The following is a 14,799-nucleotide window of genomic DNA, read 5'->3' as shown; positions in this document are numbered from 1 at the left end:
AGAAACCGGACCATGACCGACACCTTCACCGAGGAAGCGACCAGCCGCTTCGTGGACCTGCCGAGCGGGCGCGTCCACTACCACGAGTACGGCGAGGGCCAGCCGCTCGTGCTGTTGCACGGCTCCGGCCCCGGTGCGACCGGCTGGAACAACTTCGCGGCGAACATCCGCGAGCTGGGCAGGCGGTTCCGCTGCCTGGCCGTCGACATGCCCGGCTGGGGCAAGTCCGACCCCGTCGGCTACGACGACCGCGACCACGCCGCGACCGCGCTGGAGTTCCTCGACGCCCTGGGGATCGAGCAGGCGGCGTTCGTCGGCAACTCGATGGGCGGCGCCACCTCGGTCCTGTTCGCCGCGACCCACCAGGAACGGACCAGCCACCTCGTCACCATGGGCGCCGGAGTCGGCGGCGCCCACCTCTTCGTCCCCGGCGGCGGGCCGAGCGAAGGTGTGAAGGTGCTGCAGCGGACCTACCGGGAGCCCACCGAGGAGAACTTCCGCGACCTGGTCGACGTCATGACCTTCGACCCGGCGCACGCCTCGCCGGAACTGGTCCGCCGCCGCCACCGGGCCGCGGTCGAGCGCCCGGACCACCTCGCCAACTTCGCCGACGGCATCGGCCGGCCGCGCCCGCACATGGCCACCCACGCCCAGATCGCCGGCATCACCGCACCGTCCCTGTTCGTCCACGGCCGCGACGACCGGGTCGTGCACTACGAGAGCTCGCTGAAGCTCGTCTCGCTGGTGCCCCGCTCCCGGATGGTGCTGCTGGCAGGCTGCGGCCACTGGGCCCAGCTCGAGCACGCCGACGAATTCAACCGCACCGTCACCGACTTCCTCCTCCACAACTGAGGAAGAAGAGGAAGAAAGGGCTTCTGCCATGCACGAGGTACACGAGCGGATCCTGGCCCGCGCCGAGGAGATCGCCGCCGAGGCCGCACCCAGCGACGAACTGGGCCGGCTGACCGACAAGGCCGCCGAGGTGCTGCGTTCCAGCGGCGTCATCCGGATGCTCCAGCCGGCCGAGTTCGGCGGCCACGAGGCCGGCCCGGTCGACTTCTTCCGCACCCTGCGTGACATCGGCGTCCACTCCTCCTCCGCGGGCTGGGTGGCCGGTGTGGTCGGCGTCCACGCGTTCGAGGTGGCCCAGATGGACATCGCCCTGCAGAAGGAGATCTGGGGCGAGGACCCGGACACCTGGATCGCCTCGCCGTACGCCCCCCTGGGGCGCGCGACCCCGGTCGAGGGCGGGTTCCGGTTCAGCGGACGCTGGCCCTTCTCCTCGGGCACCGATCACTGCCGGTGGATCATCCTCGGCGGCCTGATCGTGGACGAGGACGGCAAGCCGGTCCCGGGCGGGCTGCGCCACTTCGTCCTTCCCCGCGAGGACTACGAGATCGTCCAGGACTCCTGGGACGTCGTCGGGCTGCGCGGCACCGGCAGCAAGGACATCGTGATCGAGGACAAGTTCATCCCCGAGCACCGGATCCTCGACCCGGCCCCGATGGAGGACGGTGGCCTGGCCCACCGGGTCGGCCGCGGTGACTCGCCGCTGTACCGGATGCCCTTCCACCCGATGTTCACCGCGGGCATCACCACCGCCACGGTCGCCATGGCGCAGGGCGCCCTGGCCGCGTTCATCGCCTCGATGCGGGGCCGGGTCACCGCACGCGGAGTGAAGACCGCCAACGACCCGCACCAGCTCGCCGTGCTCGGCCGGGCGATCTCCGACCTGGAGGCGGGCGAGGTCCAGCTCTTCGGCGACATCGAGCGGATGTGGGAGCAGGCACGGCGCGACGAGCGGTTCTCGCCCGAGGAACGGCTGAGGGTCCGCCGCAACCAGGTCCGCATCGCCCGGCGCGCGGTGGACGCCGTCGACGAGCTGTTCCTGCACGCCGGCGGCTCGGCGCTGCGCAGCGACTCCACACTGCAGCGCTGCTGGCGTGATATCCACGCCGCGATGAACCACGCCAGCAACAACGCCGACCCGATCTACCAGGCCTACGGCCTGAACACCTACGGACACCCGCTGCCGGCGTCGGTGCTCTTCTGAGGGTGAGGGCGGGGACGGGGGCGGGACCGGACGGACGCCCGGGGGCCGTGAGGGGCGCACGTGCGTCGACGGGCCGTTCGAACCGAGAGCGGCCACGGGCTTCCGGTGCGCCTTCCCCCGAACCGGTGACATGAGAGGGGCAGGCTGCGGTCGAGCGCCGGGATCGGGGTGACCAGTGCTTGTGTGGTCATCTCAGCATCCGATCGCACAAGGAGTGCCGCCCCATGCCGTCACGGCCGTCGGACATCTCGTACACCGTGCCAGGGATGAACACCCAGGACAGCCTGGGAATCATCGAGGTGCTGCAGATGCGTCTGCACTCCCTCAACGACCTCCACCTGACCCTCAAGCACGTCCACTGGAACGTCGTCGGACCGCATTTCATCGCCGTGCACGAGATGATCGACCCTCAGGTCGACCAGGTCCGCGACATGACCGACGACCTCGCCGAGCGGATCTCCACACTCGGTGGAGAACCCGACGGCACCCCGGGTGCGCTGGTGAACCAGCGCACCTGGAACGACTACTCGATCGGCCGTGCCGAAGCCATCGAGCACCTCGGGGCCCTCGACCTCGTGTACACCTCCGTCATCAAGGACCACCGGGAGGCCATGCAGTCCACCGAGACGTCCGACCCGGTCACCCAGGACATGCTCATCGAGCAGCTGCGCGGTCTGGAACTCTTCCAGTGGTTCGTCCGCGCACACCTGGAATCCAGCGGCGGCAAGCTCAGCACCCGCGGTGCCTCCACGGAGAGCGGGGCCGCGGGGCAGGCGGCGGACCAGGCACGCACCCAGCCCTGACCGGTCGGTACTCGCCGCCGCACTGGCCGAACGGGGCCTCCCGGTACGCATGTTCGGTGGCGCGCTGCCCGTCGAGTCGCTCGTGGCCGCCGTACGCAGGACCGGGCCGGTCGCGGTGGGGCTGTGGGCCCAGTCGCGGACCACCGCGAGCAGACCCCTGGCCCAGCACGTGGCCGCGATGGAATGGGGGGTACGCGGCGCGCGCAGAAAGCCGGTCGTCCTCACGCTGGGACCCGGCTGGGCCGGGCAAGCCGTGCAGGGGCTGCCGCGTCCGTCGGGGCTCGCGGAGGCGGTCACGGCGGTGGAGTCGGTCGCGCTCAGGTGATCCGGCGGGCTCGGTGGGTACCGGGTCGTGGTGGCGCCTGGCCTCATTGGACGGAACGTGCTCGGGTGGACGTGGGACGCGGTCGGTCCCGGCACCGCTCGCGACGCCCCGCCGACGACGTGTTCCGCCTCGCGGCGAGGCGGGCGCGGCGGACCGGGTGCGGCCGGGCCTCGAGCACACGGGTCGCCGGGGAGGTGCTGAACGACCTGGCGGCACGGATGACACCGGTTCGGCCGGCTCCGGCGCATCCACCGGCGGCCCGCCCACGGAAACAGCAGTGCGGAAAAGAGAGCGGCCGACCTGCCCCTGCGACCGGAAGTGAGACGTGGACATCAACGGCGCGCGCGTGCTGGTGGCCGGAGCCACCGGCGTCCTCGGCGGTGCCCTCACCGCGGAACTGGCCGGCCGCGGAGCGCGCCCGGCGCTCGCGGGCCGGGACCCGGCCCGTCTCGCCGAGGCCGCCCGGGCGTACCCGGGTGCTCCGGCCTTCCTCTTCGACGCGTACGACCCCGCTTCCTGTGCCCGCGTGGTGCAGGGTGCGGCGGATGCCCTGGGCGGACCGGACGCGGTCGTGACGGCCTTCGGATCGGTCGCCTTCGGCCGGGCCGCGCAGGTCGGGGACGAGATCGCGGAGCATCTGATGGCGGTCAACGTCCTCGCACCCGCCGCCTTCTTCCGCGCCGCGCTCGCCCTCATGGCACCCGGTTCCCTGATCGCCGCCTTCACCGGCGTGGTCGCCGAGCACCCGCAGGCGGGAATGGCCGACTACAGCGCCTCCAAAGCCGCGCTGAGCGCCTGGCTCGCCGCCGCGCGCCGCGAGGCACGGCCCGCCGGCATCCGGGTCCTGGACATCCGGCCCGGACACCTGGACACCGGCTTCGCCGACCGGCCCGTCGCCGGCACGGCCCCGCCGATGCCCGCCGGAGGCGACCCGCGCCGGGTCGTCACCGCCGTCGCCGACGCGATGGCGGTGGACGCCGAACTGCTGCGCACCGCCCCGGACGGCACCCCCGTCGTCGAACAGCGCGCCCGGTGAGCCGCCGCGGCGACGCCCCCGACGAGGTGTCCGATGTCGTCATCGTCGGCGGAGGGGCGTCCGGACTCAGCCTCGCGCAGCGTCTGACCGAGACCCCCTCCACCACCGTGACCCTGGTGGAACCACCGGACGGTCCGCGGCGACCGCCCGAACGGACCTGGTGCTACTGGGACGACGGCACCGGCGACTTCGACGAAGCGGTCGCGGCCTCCTGGCCCCGGCTGCGGATCCACGACGCCGACGGCGACCGGATCACCGTGGACCCGTCCCCGCTGCGCTACCGCATGCTCCGCTCCACGGCGTTCGAGCGGCTGGTGTACTCCCGCCTGGACAGCTCGCCCGGCGCCCGCGTCCTGCGCGCGACGGCGGACACGGTGTGCGACACGGCCGACGGAGCGGAAGTCCGGTGCACGGCCCCCGACGGACGGGCCCTCACCCTCCGCGCCCGCCACGTGTTCGACTCCCGCCCCCTGCCCGCCCTGCCCCCCGCCCGGACACAACTCCTCCAGCACTTCCGCGGCTGGTTCGTACGCACGGACACCGACCGGTTCGATCCCGGGACCGCCGACCTGATGGACTTCCGGGTGCCGCAGCCGCGCCACGGGCTCGCCTTCGGCTACGTACTGCCGCTGGCACCCGACAGGGCACTCGTCGAGTACACCGAGTTCTCCCGGACCCCCCTCACCACGACGACGTACGAGGCGGCACTGGACCACTACAGCCGGGAGATCCTCGAGCTCGGTACGTTCACCGTCGAGACGGCGGAGCAGGGCGCCATCCCGATGACCGACGCGCGCTTCCCCCGCCGCACCGGCAGTGCCGTCTTCCGCATCGGGACGGCCGGCGGCGCCACCCGCCCGGCCACCGGCTACACCTTCGCCGCCGTGCAACGGCAGAGCCGGGCCATCGCCGCCGCCCTGCGCGACGGCCGGGCCCTCGTGCCCCGGCCGTACGGGCGGCGGGCCCTGGCCATGGACGCCGTCCTGCTGCGGGCCCTGGACACCGGGCGGATCGATGGCCCCGGCTTCTTCACCGGCCTGTTCCGCCGCGTTCCGCCGGAACGTCTGCTGCGCTTCCTCGACGGCGGCACCTCCCCCCGGGAGGAGTGGGGCATCGGCCTGCGCACCCCCATCGGCCCCATGCTCCGGACCGCCGTCGAAGTCCCTTTCCTGCCCCGTCGTACCCACCCCGTCCCACACATCGGAGAGAGCCGGCGATGACACTGCTGCGCGACCGCGACCTGGCACACGCCTTCGACCACGCGTCGCACACCTACGACCGCCTCACCGCCCTCAACCCCGGCTACCGCACCGACCTCCTGCGCTCGGCGCGACGGCTGCGGCTGCCCCGGGGCGGGGCCGGACTGCACCTCCTCGACCTCGGGTGCGGGACGGGTGCCTCCACCCGGGCCCTCCTGCGGGCCGCGCCCCACGCCCGGATCACGGCCGTCGACGCCTCGTCGGGAATGCTCCGGCGCGCACGGGCCAAACCGTGGCCGGCCCGGGTGCGCTTCCGGCACCTGACCGCCGAGGAAGTGGTTACGGCCGGAGAGGGACCGTACGACGCGGTGTTCGCCGCCTACCTGCTGCGCAACGTCACCGACCCGGACGGCGTCCTGTCCGCCGTCCGGAGTCTGCTGCGACCGGGCGGGCGCCTCGCCGTCCACGAGTACAGCCTCAGCGGTTCCGTGGCCCACCGCGCCCTGTGGACGGCCGTGTGCCGGACCGTGATCATTCCCGCGGGCGCCCTCGGCGGCCACCGCGCCCTCTACCACCACCTGTGGCACAGCGTCCTCGACTTCGACACGGCCCCCGGCTTCACCGACCGCCTCACGGGCGCCGGTTTCGCCGGCGTGCGGGCCGTCCCCGTCGCCGGATGGCAGACCGGGATCGTGCACACCTTCCTCGCCCGCAACGGCTCCGCCACGACAGCGGAGGACGACCGATGAGCGGTGCGCACCGTGCCGCCCGGCGGGGCCGGGACCGCAAGGCCGAAGTCCTGATGCCCGCGCCCGGCCGGGACCGGTTCGCCCGCGCGGACGCACCGGGTGTCGCCGTGATCGGCGGGGGCATCGCGGGTCTCGCGGCGGCCACCCTCCTGGCCGAACGAGGCGCCCGCGTGACCCTCTACGAACGGGAGGAGTCGCTCGGCGGACGTCTCGCGGGATGGCGCACCCGCCTCGCCGACGGCAGCGAGGCGACCATGAGCCGCGGCTTTCACGCCTTCTTCCGCCAGTACTACAACCTGCGCGGCCTTCTGCGGCGTACCGATCCCGCGCTCGACCGTCTCAGCCCGCTGCCCGACTACCCGCTACGGCACAGCGCAGGACTGACCGACAGCTTCGCCCGCGTCCCGCGCACCCCACCGTTCAGCGCTCTCGGGTTCGTCGCCCTCAGCCCCACGTTCGGCTGGCGCGACCTCACCGCCATGGACCCCCGGGCCGCGCTGCCCCTCCTCGACGTCCGGGTGCCCGAGGTCTACGAGCGCTTCGACTCCCTGAGCGCGACCCGGTTCCTGGAACGCGTCCGCTTCCCCGAAGCCGCGCACCATCTGGCGTTCGAGGTGTTCTCGCGCAGTTTCTTTGCCGACCCGCGCGAACTGTCCGCCGCGGAACTCCTGCTGATGTTCCACATCTACTTCCTCGGCTCCGCCGAGGGCCTGCTCTTCGACGTGCCGAACGAGCCCTTCCCTCAGGCACTGTGGGAGCCGCTCGGCGACTACCTGGAGCGTCTCGGGGCGGACGTGCGCACCGGCACGCCCGTGCACGGCGTCCACCCGTGCGACGACGGGGGAGTGGAGGTGCGGGCCGGCACCGCCGCGGACCGTCACGAGGCGGTGGTGCTCGCCCTCGACGCCGGGGCTCTGCGCGGCGTCGTCGCGGCGTCACCCGGTCTGGGCACCCCCGCCTGGCGCGAGGACATCGCCGCCCTGCGCACCGCCCCGCCCTTCACCGTCTCCCGGCTCTGGCTCGACCGGCCGGTCCATGCCCACCGCGCCGGGTTCCTCGGCACCAGCGGCTACGACGGCCTCGACAACATCAGCGTCCTGGAACGCTACGAGGGCGAAGCCGCCCGGTGGGCCGCCCGTACCGGCGGCTCGGTCGTGGAACTGCACGCCTACGCCGCCGACGCGGAGCCCGAGGCGGTGCAGAGCCGGCTGATCGAAAGCCTGCACCGGGTCTACCCGGAGACCCGGCCGGCGCGGATCGTGGACGCCCGGCACGAACGGCGCGCCGACTGCCCGCTCTTCCCGGTCGGCTCCCACTCCCGGCGGCCCACCGTCCGCACTCCCGATCCCCGGGTGGCCCTGGCCGGTGACGCCATCCGCTGCGACCTGCCCGTGGCCCTGATGGAACGCGCCGCCACCACCGGCTTCCTGGCGGCCAACACCCTGCTCGCCGACCGGGGCGTCAGAGGTCAGGTGCTGTGGACGGTCCCCCGGTCGGGCCGCTCGCCCGCGCTGCGGGCACTCGGCGCCCTCGCCGGCCGCTGAGGCCGGGCCCCGCGAGGAGACGTGCTCGGGCGGGGCGCACGAGCGGCCGGTGGGGGGCGGGGTGGTGCCACCCCGTCCCCACCGGCCCTCACCGGCCGTTCACCCCGGGAACCGTCCGGTGCTGCGCAGCGCCCAGCGCCGCTCCGCGTACGCCAGGTCGTCGCGCCACAGCCGGCCGGCCGTCCGGCGCATCAACGGGCGCAGCGCGGGTGCGGCGGCCCGTGCCAGCGCGAAACCCCGCCGGTCCGAGGCCGCGACGAGTGCCTCGACCACGGCGGTACGCGGCCGCTCGTCGGCCTCGCCGGTCAGCGGCGTGGCATGGGTCTCGACCACGGACGTGGTCCCCTCCCCCTCGGTGATGCGCATGACGACCGTGCGCGGTCCGGGAGCGGTGAACTCCGCCCGGACCGGTACCACCAGTCCGCCGGTCACCCGGAAGGAGACGTCGACGACGAAGGCGTCGTCCTCCTCGCCCCGTGGCGGCCGGGCGACCATCAGATCGACGAAGGAGTAGGGGTGGAACCAGGAGCCGTGCCACGGGTCCAGCCGGTTGGCGACCACGTCCTGCGGCTCGCACGTTCCCACCGCCGTGAACACGGCGTCCACCCCGCTGCCCGCGGCCGGCCGCACCGGCACCGAGGGCCGCTCCGTCGGCTCCTCACCGCCGACCCGGTCCAGCCGGACCCACACCAGTACGCCGTCGTCATGGACGGGATACGGATCCCAGCCGGCGAACGGGCCGCCGTCCAGGGCCAGTCCGTGCCAGTGGCACACCAGCGTGCCGCACACCACCCGGCTGTCGCGCAGCGGCGCGCCCAGGTGCGGGCAGGCCCCCGGACCGGCGTGCAGCTCACCCGTGTCCGACCGCCACAGCACGACCTCGGCCCCGCCCACCGTCCTGCCGTACGGTCGGTCACCGGCCCGTACGTCCCGGGAGGCACCGACGACGAACCAGTTTCCGGACGGACGGGCGGACGCCCGCTTGAGGACGTCGGCGATCAGCGCGGGGCGCGCCTCCCGCCAGGTCGGCGTCTGTTCCGTCCAGCCGGACCTGCGCCGCCGTCGCAACGGCGGTGTCCAGCCGGTCCGGTTCGCTCGGTCCCTCACCGCACGGATCCTTTCCCCCGAAGTTCCGCGCGGGACGCACGGGGCACCCCGTCCGCGGCGCGGGCGCGCCGCCGCGCCCGCATGATGTGGACGGCTCCCGCGGCGGCCGTGGCCGCACGACGCCCGCGCGACACCACCGCCCGGCGGTGCAGCACCGTGTACCCCTGGTCCGCGATCGCGTCGAGGATGCCGCGGTAGAGGGTGAACGCGGTACGGATGCAGGGGCGCACCCGCGGGTCGAGCATGGCGATGCCCGGCTCCGCCGCCCGGTACACCTTCCTGGTCATGGCCTCGGCGGCGACGAGCGCCTCGTGGATCCGCGAGTCGCGGCGCCCGGTGCGGCGGCTCCACTCCAGCAGGGGCCGGTCCACGCCGTGGGCGGCGAGCAGGTCCGCCGGCAGGTAGACGCGGCCCCGGTCCAGGTCCTCGCCGACGTCGCGCAGGAAGTTGGTGAGCTGGAAGGCGACGCCGAGGTCCGCCGCGTGCGGTGCCGCCTCCTCGCGTGAGGTGACCGTGCCGAGCACGGGCAGCATCTGCAGTCCGATCACCGCCGCCGAGCCGTGCATGTAGGCCCGCAGGTCGGCGTAGGTCGGATAGTCGGTGACGTGCAGGTCGCTGCGCATCGAGGCCAGGAAGTCGGCGAACAGCGTGTGCTCGATGTCGTACCGGGCGGAGGTGTCGGCCACGGCCCGGACCACGGGCTCGTCCCCGCCGCCGGTACGCAGTCCGTGGGCGAGGTCGCTCTCCAGACGTCGTAGCAGCAGGTCCCGTTCCTTCGGCGCCCGGGGCCGGTCGAGGTCGTCCACGATGTCGTCCGCCCAGCGGGCGAAGCCGTACAACGCGTGCACGGCGGAGCGGCGTTCCACCGGGAGCAGCCGGGTGGCCAGGAAGTAGGTTCTGCCGTGGCGGGCGTTGAGCCGTCTGCACCGGGTGTAGGCGGCGCGCAGCGCGGGATCGGTGATCCCGGCGGCGTCCAGTTCACGACGGGTCATGGAGGCCTTCCTCGGCCGGGGTCGCGGCGGCACGTACGACGCGCGGTGCCGGACGGGTGCGGGCCGTGCGGACGGGACCGCCACGGACGCCGCCGGTGACGCGCGCGGCGGCGAGCTTGCCGCTGATGAGTACCGTCGGCACGCCCACGCCCGGGGTGGTCCCGCAGCCGGCCAGTACGACGTTCTCGAGACCGCGCACCAGATTGCGCGGGCGGAACGGGCCCGTCTGGGCGAACGTGTGGGAGACCGAGAACGGGCTGCCCGCCGCATGCCCCTGCGCGGCCCAGTCCAGGGGCGTCACCAGCATTTCCTCCCGGACGCTGTCCGCGAACCCGTCCAGGCCCCGGCGCTCCAGCTCGGCGACCAGGCTGTCGCGGTAGCGCGGACCCAGCTCCCGCCAGGCGGCGGCCGAGGGCCCGACGGCGGTGTTCGGACATGGGGCCAGCACGTAGTGGAGGTGCCTGCCCGGTGGGGCCAGCGCGGGATCGTGCGTCGTCGGCCGGGTGATCAGCAGGGACGGGTCGCTCATCAGCTGCCCCGAACGGGTCAGCTCGTGGAAGGTGCGCTCCCAGGCCGCGCCGAAGGAGAGGGTGTGGTGGGCGAGACCGGGCCAGGTCCGGTCGGTCCCCGCGTGCAGGACCACGGCGGACGGCGAGTGGCGCAGCCGCACCGGGCGCCGCGGGGCCCGCCCCAGCAACTCGTGCGCCGTGGACAGCTCGCAGGTCAGCACCACCGCGTCGCAGGGGATCCGCTCGCCGGACGCCAGCCGTACGGCACGCACCCGGCCGGCCGAGCGCTCCAGCGCGGTCACCTCGGACGACCAGCGGAAGTCGGCGCCCGCCTCGGCCGCCGCGTCGGCCATGCCGCGGGGCAGTGCGTACATGCCGCCCCTGGGAAACCAGACACCGGCCACGGTGTCCATGTAGGCGATCACCGCATAGGCCGCGAGGGCCCTGGCCGGGGCGACTCCGGCGTACAGGGCCTGGAACGAGAAGACACGCCGCAGCCGGGGGTCGGAGAGGAAGTGGCCGATGCGGCGGTCCAGCCGTCCGAAGCCGCCCAGCCCCGCCAGCCGGGCCAGGTCAGGGTGCAGGAGCTGGAAGGGCGAGTCGAAGTTCGTGTCGATGAACCGGCGCATCTGCGCCCGGTGCAGCCGCTCCAGCCATTCCCGCAGCCCGCGGTAGCCCGCCGCCTCGGCCGGTCCGGCGAACCGTCGTACCTCCGCCTCCATGGCCTCGCCGTCGGTGTGGACGTCGAGCGACGTCCCGTCCGCGAAGCACGCGCGGTAGGCCGGGTGCAGGGCCGTCAGCTCGACGTGCCGGGCGAGGCTGTCGCCGACGGCGGCGAAGGCCTCGTCGGCCAGGTGCGGCATGGTCAGCACCGTGGGACCGGTGTCCACCTCGTAGCCGCCCAGGCGCACGCGGCCGGACCGGCCGCCCGGACCGGCGTCCCGCTCGACGAGCGTCACCCGACGGCCCGCCCCCAGCAGATGCAGGGCACACGCGAGGCCGGACAGCCCGGCACCCACCACGACGACGTGATCCGTCGTCCCCGGCACGGTTCTCACGCGGCCTCCCCGGTCCGCTCCGGAGCAACGCCCGACGCCCGTTCGACCAGCGCGGCGAACTCCCGCCGTACGGCGGGGTCCGCACCGGCCCCCGCGAAGTGCCGCAGGCTCGTCGCCGCCAACTCCGTGATCCTGCCCTCCACGACCGTCCACGCACCGGTCCGCTCCAGTGCCGCCCTCATCCGCTCCACGGTCTCGTCCGACCGGGCGCAGGCGTGCGGGCCGAGCGCGTCGGCCGCCTCCTGGTCCCCGGAGGCTTCCGCGAGCCGGAGGCCGACGGCGAGCAGGTAGGTCAGCTTGCGGGTCCGCAGGTCGTCACCGGCCGGTTTGCCCGTCAGGTCCGGGTCGCCGAAGGCGCCGAGGAGGTCGTCGCGGAGCTGGAAGGCCAGCCCCGCACACCGCCCGGCGGAGCGCAGCGCGTCCAGGGTCTGCGCGTCGGCGCCGGCCAGGGACGCGCCCAGCGCCAACGGGCGCTCGACCGTGTACAGGGCGCTCTTGAGCGTGGCGATGCTCACCGCCTCGTCGACGCCGGACAATCCGGCGGCCTGCGCGTGGATGTCCCGGTACTGCCCCGCGACCATCTCGCCGCGCATCGCCCGCCACTCGCGGTACAGCTGCGGGCCGTACGGCGAGCCGAGTGCCGTCTCGGTCAGCAGATCGTCCGCCCAGACCAGGGCCAGGTCACCGGCGAGTACCGCGGCGGATGCCGCGAACGCTTCGGGCGGACCCGTCATCCGCGCGGCGCGGTGCATGGTAGCGAAGTCGACGTGCACCGCGGGCGCGCCCCGGCGCAGCGGCGAACCGTCCATGACGTCGTCGTGGACGAGAGCGCACGCCTGCACCAGCTCGAGCGCGACTCCCGTCCGCAGGAGCGCCGTCGCGTCGCCCGAGCCGCCCGCCGCCCGCCAGCCGCACCACGCGAACGCCGTGCGCAGCCGTTTCCCGCCCTGCCGGACGAACGCGGTGACCCGGCCGGCGATGTCACGCGCGAACAGTGGGTCCACGTCACGGGCCCGGCACAGTTCCTCGTCGAGGACGTGCCCGAGCTCCGCCTCGACGGCGCGGACGGTGTCGAGAGCCGTGAGCGGACCGTCGACGGGCCCGATCGGTTCGGCCACGGTGGGCCCGAGTCCCCACATACACAACCTCTTCTCACTCTCGGTCACCTGCACACCAGTGCTTCTGCCGGGTGCCCTTGTGTGGATGCGCTGATTCCTTCCCGTTACGGGGTCCGTCCCAGAGGACAGTCACTCCACCGGCCCAGCGGCGTGGGCGGCATGGCGGTATGTCATCTCGGGGCGCGCTCCCGACGGCGCGCCCGTGCGAGGCCGGTGAGCCGGTCCGGTCGGCGGTACCGGTCGGGCGGCACTGGTCGGATGCCACCGGTCCGCGACACGAGGTCGCCGACGCCGATCCCGGCGGACACGTCGGTGGCCCGCCGCTCTCGGCCGGCCGCGCCCGCGAGCCCGGCATGATGCGAACGGGAGGCTCTAACGGTGCGGAGGGCGGGAGCCGAACTGGTCGGCCCGGCCGCCGGCGCCGAGCAGCCCCGTGGCCTCGAACGGCTCCTCGGCGGCGAGACGAGGCAGTTCACGCCGCGACAGCATCGTCACCACAGGGGGCATCGCGGCGCGCACGAGCTGGGCCGATCGCAGCCAGCGGGGCACGTAGACGGACGGCCGGCGCCGTTCGATCGCGGTGACCAGCCGGCCGGCCACGTACTCGACGGGGTACACCTTGCGCGCCGGTGGCGGCATGTGGCCCCGGAGCTCCCGCAGCACCGCGTACGCGTCGGCGTCGCGGATCATGTCGGTGTCCGTCCAGTTGATGTAGGCGATCCCGACACCCACACGCCGGTGGGCCACCTCCGCCCGCAGCGCGTGGGCGAACGACTCGACCCCCGCCTTCGACGCGCAGTACGCGCTCATCATCGGGGCCGCGCCGATGGACGCGAGCGACGCGACCTGGAGAAAGTAGCCCCGGTTCTCGAACAGATCCCCGAGGAACGTCCGGGCCGTGACGGCGCTGCCGATCAGGTTCACCTCGACCACCCGACGCCAGCTCATGGGATCGGACTCGGCGAACGGGCCGCCCTCGGCCACTCCCGCGTTGGCGACCACGACGGAAGGAGGCCCGAGCCGCGCACGGATGTCCGCGGCTGCCCGGGCCATGCTCCGGTCGTCCGTGACGTCGACCTCCCAGCACTCGGACACACCCGCCGGCAGGGAATCCCTGACCCGGGCCAGTGTTCTCTCCTCACGACCGAGCAGCGCCACCCGCGCACCCCGGCCGGCCAGGTCCCGGGCCATCGCCGCCCCCAGACCGCGTGCCGCTCCGGTCACGACAGCGGTCCGTCCGTGCAGCGGGCTCTCGGTGACCGGCATGGAACGGTTCCTCTCCCGCGGTGGCGTCCCCCTGCACTCACGGTAGGGCCGGCCGCCGCCGTCGGCATGCGGGGCACCGTCGCACCGACCGCACGACGGCCTGCGAAGCCGCTACGCGATGTCTGCCGTCACTTTTCGTAGGTGGACAAGGCCAGACCGAGGGCGAAGAACGTGGGGGCCCACTCACCGACGAAGATGCCCAGGCGGTCGGCGCGTTCTTCGCCCTTCTTCTCCACACTCAGGGAAGCGCACCAGGCGATGACGGACATCCCGATGGAGATGAAGCCGGCGGTGTAGGCGTGCTCGGCACGGATGCCGGATTCGTGCAGCTTCTTGACGATCATGAGGGACCTCTGCTTTCGGCATACGGGGACAGGAGCTGTTGTCCATCCCATCCGGGCGCGTCGAGCGACGCGCCCGGATGACGGCCATGCGGCCCAACGAATCCACCCGCTTGAACCCGCCACCGGCCGGGGGGAACCCGGGACGGTCCCACTCTGCGTGAGGGGGCTGCGCAGGTGATCACCTGCGAGGTGGACCAGTCCTTCGGGCTGTCCGCGCTCGCGTCCCGCCCCTACCGGGTCCAGGACATCGAGCTGCGGCCCGGTGACCGTCTGCTCATGCTGACCGACGGCATGCTCGAACGTCAGGGGGAGCAGGTCGAGCTGCCCGACCTGCTCGAGCGCGCCCGGAACCTGCACCCGCGGGAGACCGCGCTGATGCTGACGTCCGCGGTACGGGACGCAGCCCCCGGCGGCCGGCTCGAAGACGATGCCACCGTGATGTGCCTGGACTGGCACGGTCCCCAGGAGATCCAGCGGCACGTCAGCTCCGGTGCGGACATCCGGCAGGCCTCACCCGGCCGTACGAAGCGATAGCTGATGACCGCCGCAAGCGACCCGCGGCGCTCCGCGACCGCGAGCCGGTTGACGGAGGAGGCCGCCCGCCTTCGGACGATCGCCGAGGCAGGACCGGACCGTGGAAGCGGTCCGGGACTCCGGAGGAGGGCACGAGACCGGTACTCCGGCCGCCGGCTGCCC

Annotated in this window: 14 protein-coding genes and 1 pseudogene; 9 read left to right on the top strand and 6 right to left on the bottom strand. The window is 73.6% G+C overall.

All coding sequences use genetic code 11. The features are described 5' to 3' along the window. Window positions 1-12 precede the first annotated feature (12 nt). From ACFYQA_RS13240 to ACFYQA_RS13205, 8 genes and pseudogenes are all read left to right on the top strand, one after another. On the top strand, window positions 13-852 hold the full coding sequence (locus ACFYQA_RS13240) for an alpha/beta fold hydrolase (RefSeq protein ID WP_388915871.1): 840 nt from the start codon (window positions 13-15) through the stop codon (window positions 850-852). Window positions 853-880: 28 nt separating this feature from the next. Next, window positions 881-2,053, top strand: a complete 1,173-nt coding sequence (locus ACFYQA_RS13235; RefSeq protein ID WP_388915868.1) for a hydroxylase — start codon at window positions 881-883, stop codon at window positions 2,051-2,053. Between the two features lie 224 nt (window positions 2,054-2,277). Further along, window positions 2,278-2,856 carry a Dps family protein gene (locus ACFYQA_RS13230; protein ID WP_388915865.1) on the top strand — a complete coding sequence of 193 codons (579 nt, stop codon included), beginning with the start codon at window positions 2,278-2,280 and terminating at the stop codon, window positions 2,854-2,856. Between the two features lie 7 nt (window positions 2,857-2,863). Then, a pseudogene (locus tag ACFYQA_RS13225) lies at window positions 2,864-3,181 on the top strand (transcriptional regulator); the annotation flags it as partial. A 325-nt stretch (window positions 3,182-3,506) separates the two neighbouring features. Beyond that, entirely contained in the window at window positions 3,507-4,217 is a 711-nt protein-coding gene (locus tag ACFYQA_RS13220) for an SDR family NAD(P)-dependent oxidoreductase (RefSeq protein WP_388915862.1), read from the top strand. Beyond that, window positions 4,214-5,437 (top strand): lycopene cyclase family protein, encoded by a 1,224-nt coding sequence (locus ACFYQA_RS13215; RefSeq protein WP_388915859.1) that lies wholly within the window; start codon window positions 4,214-4,216, stop codon window positions 5,435-5,437. Before ACFYQA_RS13220 ends, ACFYQA_RS13215 begins: the two co-directional genes overlap by 4 nt. After that, the gene (locus ACFYQA_RS13210; protein WP_388915856.1) at window positions 5,434-6,165 is read left to right on the top strand and encodes a methyltransferase domain-containing protein; all 732 of its coding nucleotides are present in this window, start codon (window positions 5,434-5,436) and stop codon (window positions 6,163-6,165) included. Before ACFYQA_RS13215 ends, ACFYQA_RS13210 begins: the two co-directional genes overlap by 4 nt. Further along, on the top strand, window positions 6,162-7,709 hold the full coding sequence (locus ACFYQA_RS13205) for an FAD-dependent oxidoreductase (protein ID WP_388915853.1): 1,548 nt from the start codon (window positions 6,162-6,164) through the stop codon (window positions 7,707-7,709). Before ACFYQA_RS13210 ends, ACFYQA_RS13205 begins: the two co-directional genes overlap by 4 nt. 99 nt (window positions 7,710-7,808) lie before the next feature. Here ACFYQA_RS13205 and ACFYQA_RS13200 read toward each other — a convergent pair whose 3' ends face one another. From ACFYQA_RS13200 to ACFYQA_RS13175, 6 genes are all read right to left on the bottom strand, one after another. Next, window positions 7,809-8,816, bottom strand: a complete 1,008-nt coding sequence (locus ACFYQA_RS13200) for a DUF5914 domain-containing protein (RefSeq protein WP_388915850.1) — start codon at window positions 8,814-8,816, stop codon at window positions 7,809-7,811. Then, window positions 8,813-9,808, bottom strand: coding sequence for a phytoene/squalene synthase family protein (locus ACFYQA_RS13195; protein WP_388915848.1), 996 nt, complete (start codon window positions 9,806-9,808; stop codon window positions 8,813-8,815). The genes ACFYQA_RS13200 and ACFYQA_RS13195 overlap by 4 nt, the downstream gene beginning before the upstream one ends. Continuing rightward, entirely contained in the window at window positions 9,795-11,375 is a 1,581-nt protein-coding gene (gene crtI / locus ACFYQA_RS13190) for a phytoene desaturase family protein (protein WP_388915845.1), read from the bottom strand. Before crtI ends, ACFYQA_RS13195 begins: the two co-directional genes overlap by 14 nt. Continuing rightward, the gene (locus tag ACFYQA_RS13185; protein WP_388915842.1) at window positions 11,372-12,514 is read right to left on the bottom strand and encodes a polyprenyl synthetase family protein; all 1,143 of its coding nucleotides are present in this window, start codon (window positions 12,512-12,514) and stop codon (window positions 11,372-11,374) included. Before ACFYQA_RS13185 ends, crtI begins: the two co-directional genes overlap by 4 nt. 351 nt (window positions 12,515-12,865) lie before the next feature. Continuing rightward, window positions 12,866-13,759: an SDR family oxidoreductase gene (locus tag ACFYQA_RS13180; protein WP_388915839.1), complete on the bottom strand. Its 894-nt coding sequence runs from the start codon at window positions 13,757-13,759 to the stop codon at window positions 12,866-12,868. Between the two features lie 128 nt (window positions 13,760-13,887). After that, entirely contained in the window at window positions 13,888-14,103 is a 216-nt protein-coding gene (locus ACFYQA_RS13175) for a hypothetical protein (protein ID WP_326755691.1), read from the bottom strand. A gap of 174 nt (window positions 14,104-14,277) precedes the next feature. On the opposite strand from ACFYQA_RS13175, the gene ACFYQA_RS13170 reads away from it, so the two are divergent. Continuing rightward, window positions 14,278-14,637, top strand: coding sequence for a SpoIIE family protein phosphatase (locus ACFYQA_RS13170; RefSeq protein ID WP_388915836.1), 360 nt, complete (start codon window positions 14,278-14,280; stop codon window positions 14,635-14,637). Window positions 14,638-14,799: the final 162 nt, after the last annotated feature.

Origin of the sequence: Streptomyces sp. NPDC005774 (assembly GCF_042871645.1) — a bacterium.
GTDB lineage: Bacteria > Actinomycetota > Actinomycetes > Streptomycetales > Streptomycetaceae > Streptomyces > Streptomyces pratens.
The sequence above is the reverse complement of the archived record's forward strand: the minus strand, read 5'-3'. Positions and strand labels throughout refer to the sequence as shown.

Excerpts from the sequence above, each read along its gene's own strand:
- ACFYQA_RS13240 (WP_388915871.1), top strand. The coding sequence starts at position 13 with ATGACCGACACCTTCACCGAGGAAGCGACCAGCCGCTTCGTGGACCTG.
- ACFYQA_RS13235 (WP_388915868.1), top strand. The coding sequence starts at position 881 with ATGCACGAGGTACACGAGCGGATCCTGGCCCGCGCCGAGGAGATCGCC.
- ACFYQA_RS13230 (WP_388915865.1), top strand. The coding sequence starts at position 2,278 with ATGCCGTCACGGCCGTCGGACATCTCGTACACCGTGCCAGGGATGAAC.
- ACFYQA_RS13210 (WP_388915856.1), top strand. The coding sequence starts at position 5,434 with ATGACACTGCTGCGCGACCGCGACCTGGCACACGCCTTCGACCACGCG.
- ACFYQA_RS13205 (WP_388915853.1), top strand. The coding sequence starts at position 6,162 with ATGAGCGGTGCGCACCGTGCCGCCCGGCGGGGCCGGGACCGCAAGGCC.
- ACFYQA_RS13195 (WP_388915848.1), bottom strand. The coding sequence starts at position 9,808 with ATGACCCGTCGTGAACTGGACGCCGCCGGGATCACCGATCCCGCGCTG.
- ACFYQA_RS13185 (WP_388915842.1), bottom strand. The coding sequence starts at position 12,514 with ATGTGGGGACTCGGGCCCACCGTGGCCGAACCGATCGGGCCCGTCGAC.
- ACFYQA_RS13180 (WP_388915839.1), bottom strand. The coding sequence starts at position 13,759 with ATGCCGGTCACCGAGAGCCCGCTGCACGGACGGACCGCTGTCGTGACC.
- ACFYQA_RS13175 (WP_326755691.1), bottom strand. The coding sequence starts at position 14,103 with ATGATCGTCAAGAAGCTGCACGAATCCGGCATCCGTGCCGAGCACGCC.